The sequence below is a fragment of the Psychromonas sp. genome (genome assembly GCF_983033635.1).
The window spans coordinates 1-8,579 of sequence record NZ_CEZLMY010000153.1 but is presented as its reverse complement, the minus strand read 5'-3'; the positions used below and the strand labels follow the sequence as shown (position 1 = coordinate 8,579).

General features: G+C 39.3%; 8 protein-coding genes. 2 read left to right on the top strand and 6 right to left on the bottom strand.

The genetic code is table 11. From position 1 onward, the window contains the following. Positions 1-274: 274 nt before the first annotated feature. From AC4GME_RS15200 to AC4GME_RS15190, 3 genes are all read right to left on the bottom strand, one after another. Positions 275-601, bottom strand: coding sequence for a hypothetical protein (locus AC4GME_RS15200; RefSeq protein ID WP_490376114.1), 327 nt, complete (start codon positions 599-601; stop codon positions 275-277). A gap of 429 nt (positions 602-1,030) precedes the next feature. Further along, positions 1,031-1,450, bottom strand: coding sequence for an alternative ribosome rescue aminoacyl-tRNA hydrolase ArfB (gene arfB / locus AC4GME_RS15195; RefSeq protein WP_490376113.1), 420 nt, complete (start codon positions 1,448-1,450; stop codon positions 1,031-1,033). Positions 1,451-1,453: 3 nt separating this feature from the next. Next, entirely contained in the window at positions 1,454-2,077 is a 624-nt protein-coding gene (locus AC4GME_RS15190; RefSeq protein ID WP_490376112.1) for a tRNA-uridine aminocarboxypropyltransferase, read from the bottom strand. A 29-nt stretch (positions 2,078-2,106) separates the two neighbouring features. Here AC4GME_RS15190 and rrtA point away from each other — a divergent pair, with 29 nt between their 5' ends. Continuing rightward, on the top strand, positions 2,107-2,694 hold the full coding sequence (rrtA, locus tag AC4GME_RS15185; RefSeq protein WP_490376111.1) for a rhombosortase: 588 nt from the start codon (positions 2,107-2,109) through the stop codon (positions 2,692-2,694). After that, positions 2,684-3,763 carry a GGDEF domain-containing protein gene (locus tag AC4GME_RS15180; RefSeq protein WP_490376110.1) on the top strand — a complete coding sequence of 360 codons (1,080 nt, stop codon included), beginning with the start codon at positions 2,684-2,686 and terminating at the stop codon, positions 3,761-3,763. Before rrtA ends, AC4GME_RS15180 begins: the two co-directional genes overlap by 11 nt. Positions 3,764-4,249: 486 nt before the next feature. Here the strand turns inward: AC4GME_RS15180 and AC4GME_RS15175 are convergent, their stop codons facing one another. From AC4GME_RS15175 to AC4GME_RS15165, 3 genes are all read right to left on the bottom strand, one after another. Beyond that, positions 4,250-5,929, bottom strand: coding sequence for a flagellin N-terminal helical domain-containing protein (locus AC4GME_RS15175; protein ID WP_490376109.1), 1,680 nt, complete (start codon positions 5,927-5,929; stop codon positions 4,250-4,252). A 271-nt stretch (positions 5,930-6,200) separates the two neighbouring features. Then, on the bottom strand, positions 6,201-7,709 hold the full coding sequence (flgL, locus tag AC4GME_RS15170) for a flagellar hook-associated protein FlgL (RefSeq protein ID WP_490376108.1): 1,509 nt from the start codon (positions 7,707-7,709) through the stop codon (positions 6,201-6,203). Between the two features lie 208 nt (positions 7,710-7,917). Continuing rightward, on the bottom strand, positions 7,918-8,579 hold a 662-nt coding region (locus tag AC4GME_RS15165), incomplete at its 5' end, for a flagellar basal body rod C-terminal domain-containing protein (RefSeq protein ID WP_490379689.1).

Here is an 8,579-nt window from a genome sequence, read left to right as displayed (position 1 = left end):
CTGTAACGCAATACTGGTTTTCGAGCTGAGCCCCCGCAGGGCAAGCCAAATTGCATCTTGAAGTAACATGGGTATATGCTTGGTTAAAGTTTTCAATACAAATTCGGGAGACAACTCTTTTATTTTCCCCCGAACAGAGCTAGGCAATTTCCGTTTATGTTTTTCTTGGCTGTGAAATGACTTGAGCAGATGAAATCATGGAGCGAATTGAACGACAGTTCAGGTTTATAAGCGGGACAGGCTCATCCGTCCCTGCATACGGCACCGTAATCAGCTAAATTTTTATATGAGAAAAAAAAGCAAGAAGAAACAACCCCATTAACAGAATTGTCACCGCATGTTTATTGCCGCTTTTTTTCTTGGAAACCCAAAACTTACCTTCACCTGCAGTTGTCTCTCTAAGCTCTAAAACCTGATTATCAGCTTTTGAGCCGGGACAAATAAAACCATCCCTACAAAATATCAATTGCATTGAATCAGGATCCATTCCCTTATCTAACATACTAATAACCATTTTCTTTACACGGTCTAAACCTTCCTCGGTGAAATTTTCAGAATTTTGCAAACTAAATTTTACTTCTCTATATTTGTAGCTTTTCATTTTTTACAACAGATATTCGACATGGAACTGAATCCCAACGTATTTTTGAACAAAGTTGCCACTGACTGAGTCAAGCAACGGTTTTACTTTTAATAACTCCCAATTAGAGTGTAATTAATTTTGCATTTTATATGAATTCAGAACAACAATTCCATTAAAATACACTCTCTTCAAACCATTAAAGTTACACAAATTCTGTGACGGTGAAATTGACTGTTATTTAGCAAAAACATGTGTGATTTATAATCATTATGATTATAATCCACTGAGTTTGACGATAGATTTAATTGGAAATGGATAAATGAGCAAGCGCTTTAACTGTAGACAGTGCCGATATTTTACTAAAACAGACAAGGGTGGTTTATGCCGTTTTCGAAACGCCAAACCCACTGGTATCTGCTCTCTGTTTCTAGTAAAAACGAAGGTTAACTAATAATCGATCTTTTTGCTGCGCATATTTTTTGTTTGTCCGCGTTGCGTTTTCTGATCCATACGGCGACGTTGCGAGCCTTTGGTTGCTTTAGTCGCACGACGCGCTTTTTGGACCACAACAGCAGATAGAATCAGCTCTTTTAAACGTGCCAGTGCATCTTCTCTGTTTTTCTCTTGGGTACGATGCTTTTGCGCTTTAATGATAATCACCCCGTCACTGGTAATGCGGCTATCCGATATTTTCAGTAAGCGCTCTTTATAAAATGGCGGCAGTGTTGATGATTTAATATCAAAACGCAGATGAATCGCACTCGATACCTTATTAACATTCTGTCCACCCGCACCTTGTGCACGGATAGCAGTAAGCTCGATTTGCCAGTCGGCAATCTCCACTCCGCTTGAAATTTTTAATGGCACGCCCTACCCCTCTTCTTTATCAAGACTATTTTTATCAAGGTAATGCTTCTGATAAATATCAGCAGGCATTTTAGATATTTGATAATCGATCATATATGCAAAACTTTTCAATAAAGGTTTAAATTTTTCGCTGTTATTTTCTAATTGCGATAACAGATAATAACCCGCTTCAACGGTTGATAATCCATCTTCACGTGGTGATTTACGAATACGGTATTCACTTTTTTTATCGATATTAATAGATACTTTCGGCAAACTCTGCAGAAATGGATTGCTCATTAATAACTTGTAAGCTTTTTTCCAACTTCCATCAAGCAAAATAAACTGGCTGTTACTATTGATATTTTTAGTCTCACAAAGTCGATCGGCAGCAATTGCCGACTCACCAGGAAACACCAAGTAGCTATTATCTAAAACAAATAAACTTGGATCAAACAACTCACCAACACTGATTTTTGCACGTGTTAATGACAAATCTAAAATTCGCGCCGTACCAATCGCTTTTTTTTCTTCACTGGGATCTTGCAATATATGTAAAAAGTGTTGATTATCAATCGACTGAATAGTCGCACAAATACAGGCCGATGCTGCTTTTAAGCAACGCTCACAAATGGCTCTTTTGCCCATAACTAAAACCTAATAAAAAAAGGAAATGCATGCGTTCTCTTATTATCGAAACCGCATTAATAATATTAATAACAGCAGTGGTTTATTTGTTTGAACCTCAAGCCAGTCAATTACTCGCATATTATCACACAGGCATCACTCAATTCGATCTTTGGCGACTGATTAGCGCAACTTTTTGCCACACTAATTTTAACCATCTAGCGATGAACATTGCCGGATTAATTATCACCCTGTTTTTGTTTATTGATACCTTTAAAAATATCAAAATTTGGCCTTTGATTCTTTTCAATAGTCTATTCATTGGTATCGCACTATTTTTCTTTGAGCCTGAGGTAATCTGGTATGTCGGATTGTCCGGTGTATTACATGGCGTGTTCAGTTACGGAGTCGTTGCAGATATAAGTAATAATGATCGTTGGGGGTACCTGCTTGGTGGCGGTTTTCTGGTAAAAATCATATATGAACAAGTTTATGGCGCGCAGCAAAGTACTATTGATTTGATCGGGGCTCCAGTATTAGTTAATGCACATTTATACGGGGCATTGGCAGGGGTTGTTTTTTATATCACAAAATCACTGCTTATAAAAAAACAAGCGGAAGAAATTAATGAAAAATAGACTTAACGCTTATCTGCAACTCGGGATAAAGAAAGATAGTGTCAATTACCGCAAAAGCATAACAGCAAATTTTATTCTTCTTTTTTCATTAGTAATCTTAATTGTTTTTACCATCAGCAATTTCTTATACGCGAACCTACCTCTCTTTTATAGCAGCGCATTTATATTTGTGCTCTATTGTATTTCTCTGCTTATATTTAAAGGTAAGAAGAAGTTACTTGTCCATATTGTTTTATCGATAATGGGCGGTGGTATTTTATTACTTGTCTATATCAACAAAGGCCAGCAGTACATAGCAGTCTGGTCATTCATTTATATTTATGCCTCGATGATCCTGTACGGCCATAAAAAAGGATTAATACTTGCCATAGCCTATTCTTCAATCCTTCTTATCATGCTCGCAAATTGGATCGGCGAATCATTTGCTACATTAGCCTTTATCCGCTTTAGTGCTGTTATCTTGGTATCTGTTTTCTTCTCTTATATATCTGAGTTTTTGATTTTTAGTACAGTTAATAAATTATCCAAAACAAAAAAACACCTTGAAAAAATAAATAAAATGGATGGTTTAACTAATGTTTATAACCGCCGTCAATTTGATGCCGTTTTTCGCAAAGTTATTAATACCGCAAAACGAAATAGAAATTTATTAGCCTTTGTGATGCTTGATATCGATTATTTCAAAGATTATAACGATGCTTACGGACACCAAGATGGTGATCTGGCTTTGGTTAAGGTTGCACAACAATTAAAAGATAAAATGAATCGTTCAAATGATGCTGTTTTCAGGCTTGGCGGTGAAGAATTTGCTTTGTTATATCAAGTGAAGAAAGAGCTGGATGCAGTTGCTCTGCTTGAAGAGATAAAAAATGCAGTTGAACAACTACAAATTGAACATTCAGGAAGTGACATATCAAACTACCTAACTATCTCTGCTGGTTTATATATCATTAAACAGGAAGATAACATTAGCGATCAAGGCGCTTATAAAGCCTGTGATGATCTTTTATATAAAGCCAAAAGCAGGGGACGAAACCAAATTGTTCACTCAGTAATTAACTCCAACTAAGGATACAACTACTCAAGTGACCTGCAAACTTGTATTTAGCGGAACAGCTGTCCAACTTGCAGATATTTCATGCCGGAGGCATCATTGCGTAGCCTGCTATTATCACTTAGAGATATGCAGGCAAGATACAGGTTCACAGCAAAAAGAAACACGCATCTTTACAATATCCCCGGTGTCAAAAATCCGCGAATTACCAAGAAATGATCCCAGATAGACAATTACAGAATGACTCTGTTTTTTTGGAGGATGATTAATCGCAATCCGCTTAATTAAAGCGTCTAAAATAGCAAGGAAAAATTAAAGAGAAGAAGACATTTGCTTGAGCAAATATTTGTAGGGATTGCTATAAAAGGAAAAAGGTAGCCGAAGCTACCTTTAAATGGGTGATCCATCGGAGAAAATGAGAGTAAAAACCAAAGAAACTTTCACCCATTTTACCTTGCAATGGATTAACTAATAAAAGCTAATCCACCTGTATTGACATTACTAACCTTGCAGTAGTGATAATACGTTTTGTGTACTTGCGTTAGCTTGCGAAAGCATAGAGGTACCCGCTTGTTGCAAGATTTGCGCTTTACTCATTTTCGATGTCTCTGCGGCAAAATCGGCATCCTGAATTCGGGAATTAGAGGCTGATAAGTTTTGCGAAACATTTTCAAGATTGGAAATTGTTGAACCTAAACGGTTTTGAATCGCACCTAAACCCGCACGAGATTCTGATATTTTACTCAATGCCAAATCGATTTTATCAAGGCTTGACGTCGCATTTTTAGAAGTGGTCACACTTAAACCTAACTCAGTTACCGCAGTACCACCGACCTCATTTACACCCAATCTAGCAAGTGCAGTCGTTCTAGTCGCAACAGTCCCCGCGCCACTGGCAATAACAATATCTCCATCATCTGCAGAAGTGTAAATTAACACGGTTCCGCTGACCGTAGCCGTTACACCAGTTTCATCTGTTAGCTTATTGATATCAGCTGCAAGTGTTGCGATAGGCGTACCTAGCGATGCTTCTAAAGAAACACCATTTATAGTAATGGCATCAGCTACTGTGATTGCAGTACCCGATGGCGCATTACTCGTCACAGCAGAGCCATTGGAAACCAGAAAACCAAACTGTTCTGTGTCTCCCGCAGCCCCTGCAGAGCCAAGTCCAATACTGACCGGAGCGTCGTCTTGACTGGTTAAACCAAGGTAACCTTGATAAGTAGTAGGTGCGCCTTCTAAGCCAGATCCCGCCACGGTACCGCCGACAATAATGGCCATCCCGGTATCGTTATTTAAGATTAATTGACCATCATCGCCAACCGTTGCGGTTAATCCCTCTACATCGCGGTTAATTGTTGCCGCTAAATTATCCATTGATGAGGTCGCACCGAGTGTCACCGTGGTGCCATCACCTACCGTCAATTCAAGGCCATTAGTAATACCAGTTACAGTTGTCCCCGTCGTTCCTTCAACCACATTATAGGCATCAGCAACAACCCCAGTTGAAGCAGTTTCAAGATTAATAGCCTTAGCTATTTCATCTGCACCACCCGGTAGTGCAACAGCTCCAATGTCAACACCGTTTATAGCAACTTCATTAGCGGTAATTGCACCTGTAGTTATACGGCCTCCGTTGAGGTCGCCTTTATTAACGCCGCCATCTAAACCGAGCGCAGCCGTTGTTACGCTATCAATAGAAAAGGTTAAACTTTCACCTGAGTTCGCACCGATTTGTAATGTGGTTGAGCTGTTTGAACCATCTAATAAGTTGGTACCATTAAACTGCGTTGTATTGGCAATACGATCTAACTCAGTATAAAGCTGGTCCACTTCTTTCTGGATGGATGCTTTGTTATCAGATGAATTAGTATCATTGGCCGCTTGTACAGACAGTTCACGCATACGCTGCAGGATATTGGTCATTTCATCCATTGACCCCTCTGCCGTTTGCGTCATTGAGATACCATCATTTGAGTTACGCACCGCCTGGTTGATACCGCGAATTTGTGACTGCATGCCCGTTGAGATGGCAAGACCTGCCGCATCATCTTTTGCGCTGTTGATACGCAGACCGCTCGATAGACGCTCCATCGCTTCATTTTGCGTGAGCTGACTTTTGTTTAATTGACGCTGTGCATTTAGCGACATTATATTAGTATTAATCATTTGTGGCATAATTTGCTCCTTTGTTCCTTTTGTCCCTTAGTCGGGGAAATCGGCAATTATTGTTTAATTTGCCGTCAATTTTTACTCTCAGGTTTTATAATGCGAGTTCCATGCCAACTTTTAATGTGGTGCATATATCATTTAAAAAACAACACGTTACAGATTGATAATTAAGAGGCGGGAGCGTAAAGGATCTTTAGATCTTTATTTACATAAAAAATAGACAAAAAAAAAGAGGCAATAAATTGCCTCTTTTTTTATTACTTACAAGCAGATATTTCTAGAGCAATTTGAATAGACTCATGTTCTGCATCTGTACAAACGTTTTTTGTGTTATCTCTAATATGCTACTTTGCATAGAAAACTCACTAATCGCGGCAGCCATATCCAGATCTTCTAAATTTGACAGTGTTTTTTGCGTAGCCAGATTAAAATCTAAATTCGATTCTTTTTGATTGTCGACAGTAAGTAATCTTGCCCCCACTGAGGTACGAATTCCCGTCACATTGCTGATGGCATTGTCAACTTGCTGACGCCCCATATCTAAGCGCATTTCTCGTTGCGCTTTAGCAGCCCCATCGTCACCCGGTATTCTTAACGCATCAATAGTATCCTGGATGGTCGAAAAAATATCCTTGGTACCACTTGGACTTAAGGTAAAGCTATCGAACTCTGCAACATTACCTTTTAATTCTGTTTTAATACCGTTGAACTCAATAGATTGCCCTTCTGTATATAAAGTGGGCTCTACATATTTTGTTAAACCATATTGATCGCCTGCATTAGGTAAACCATCTACCTCAACAGAGATACCATTAATAGTAATTTCCTGCGCTTGGGTGTTATTAGAATCATAAATAGCAGGTAATGATGATTCTCCATTAATTTGAACTTCAAATTCACCAGGCGTTGCGGTGGCAAGAAATTCAACACTAACATCGCTGCCGGCAGCAGGGTATATGCCGGCAGGATTAACATTGCCAATACTAGGATCGGTTAAATCTATTTTTGAAATTGTTACATTCGCGCTACCGGTAACGGCAACCTCTTTTAAACCATAAACCGAATATTCAGAATCTCCTGCAGGTACCGATTCACTAATCGAGATCGTATAATCTTGATCTAGAAAACCACTGGCAGCTTTATTATCAATAACGGAGGCCGTATTAATAACACCTGAACCGCTATTATTAAGATTAGCTTCCGCAACAAAGGTACCATTACCCTCTTTGATATCAGTAAAGACTGAAGAGCCGGAGTTATTACCCTGGACAAATACCCCCGAGCCCACTTTATAATCTCGCTCTCCGCTATCGCCATGATAATCAATCGTAGCAAATTCATTCTCTTGAAAAGGCTGAGTATCAACTTGATAACCGGCAAAGATATATTGGCTATTGCCGTCTTTGGTATTAGCAATGCCGATCAACTCTTCACGTAAGCTTTCTAACTCTTTAGCAATCGCCTCACGATTTTGATCGTTATAGGTCCCATTACCCGCTGAAACCGTTAATTCACGCACCTGTTGTAATATATTGGTGGTTTGTGCAAGAGCCGTTTCTTCCAGTGCATTGGCAGTTTGAGCCATTTCTCCATTTTTAATATATTGCTCACCCAATGAGATATCTTGCTTTAAGCGTTGAATAGTCGAAATCGCAACCGGATCATCAGCCCCAGTAAGAACACGCTTCGCCGCCGACAAATACTGGTTTTGCTGACTCAGTTTAGCTTGCTGTGACATCACATTGTCTGTACTGCGTTGATAAAACATTTGCGTGGAAATGCGCATAATTGCCTCTCTTATTCTTTAATGAACTTATTCGCTCAATCTAACGATTCTAATGCAATAAACATTCCAACTAGGCAGTTGTTTGTGATTTTAAAAAGGATAAATAAAAGGATAGCTAACAATCGGATTAAACATTGTCAGCTATATACCCGAAGGGCAACCTGAGAGGCAAGCATCTTGATTGGTAACGGCTATAAATAGAAAGGGCTTATCGAGCAGCTTGTAAAATAGTATCAAAAAGCTCACTGGCAACAGAGATAACACGCGCCGCAGCGCTATAATGTTGTTGAAACATTAACAAATTTGCGGCTTCTTCATCCATGTTGACACCACTGTTACTTTGAATCCGCTCACTAGATTGCGTTTTTAATATATAGGTCGACTGCATTGAAACATCGGCATTGGCAGTTTTTGCACCTATTTCAGATAACATACCACTGTATACATCCTGGAAGGTCGCTTTATTGCCATTCATGATTTTCTGACTCTGCAAGCCAGCAATTTCCATGATATTACGGTTATCACCAGGACCCGTTTCATTAAAATTAAGGGTAAACTTATCACCAGCAACTGGAGAGCCTGCGTACATCTCTACCTCAATACCAGCCAAATCAAAGGTTACTTTCCCCGTTAACAGATCCGGCGTTACCGTTAATCCGGTAAGCAGATCGCCCGGTAACTTTGCCGGCGTATAGTTATTGGCTGAATCTGGTGGAGCGGGCAAAGTAACGACATTATTATCTTTATCCCGAATTTCATAAGTGATAGTGCCCGCAATATTGTTAGTAATAACAATTTGCAGTGGGTTATCTGCATCCATATATAACTTATCAAGCGGATTATTAAGCGCACTTGTGCGTAATACGGCAT

Coding starts and splice junctions, on each gene's coding strand:
- AC4GME_RS15200 (WP_490376114.1), bottom strand. CDS start 601: ATGAAAAGCTACAAATATAGAGAAGTAAAATTTAGTTTGCAAAATTCT.
- AC4GME_RS15190 (WP_490376112.1), bottom strand. CDS start 2,077: ATGGGCAAAAGAGCCATTTGTGAGCGTTGCTTAAAAGCAGCATCGGCC.
- rrtA (WP_490376111.1), top strand. CDS start 2,107: ATGCGTTCTCTTATTATCGAAACCGCATTAATAATATTAATAACAGCA.
- AC4GME_RS15180 (WP_490376110.1), top strand. CDS start 2,684: ATGAAAAATAGACTTAACGCTTATCTGCAACTCGGGATAAAGAAAGAT.
- AC4GME_RS15175 (WP_490376109.1), bottom strand. CDS start 5,929: ATGCCACAAATGATTAATACTAATATAATGTCGCTAAATGCACAGCGT.
- flgL (WP_490376108.1), bottom strand. CDS start 7,709: ATGCGCATTTCCACGCAAATGTTTTATCAACGCAGTACAGACAATGTG.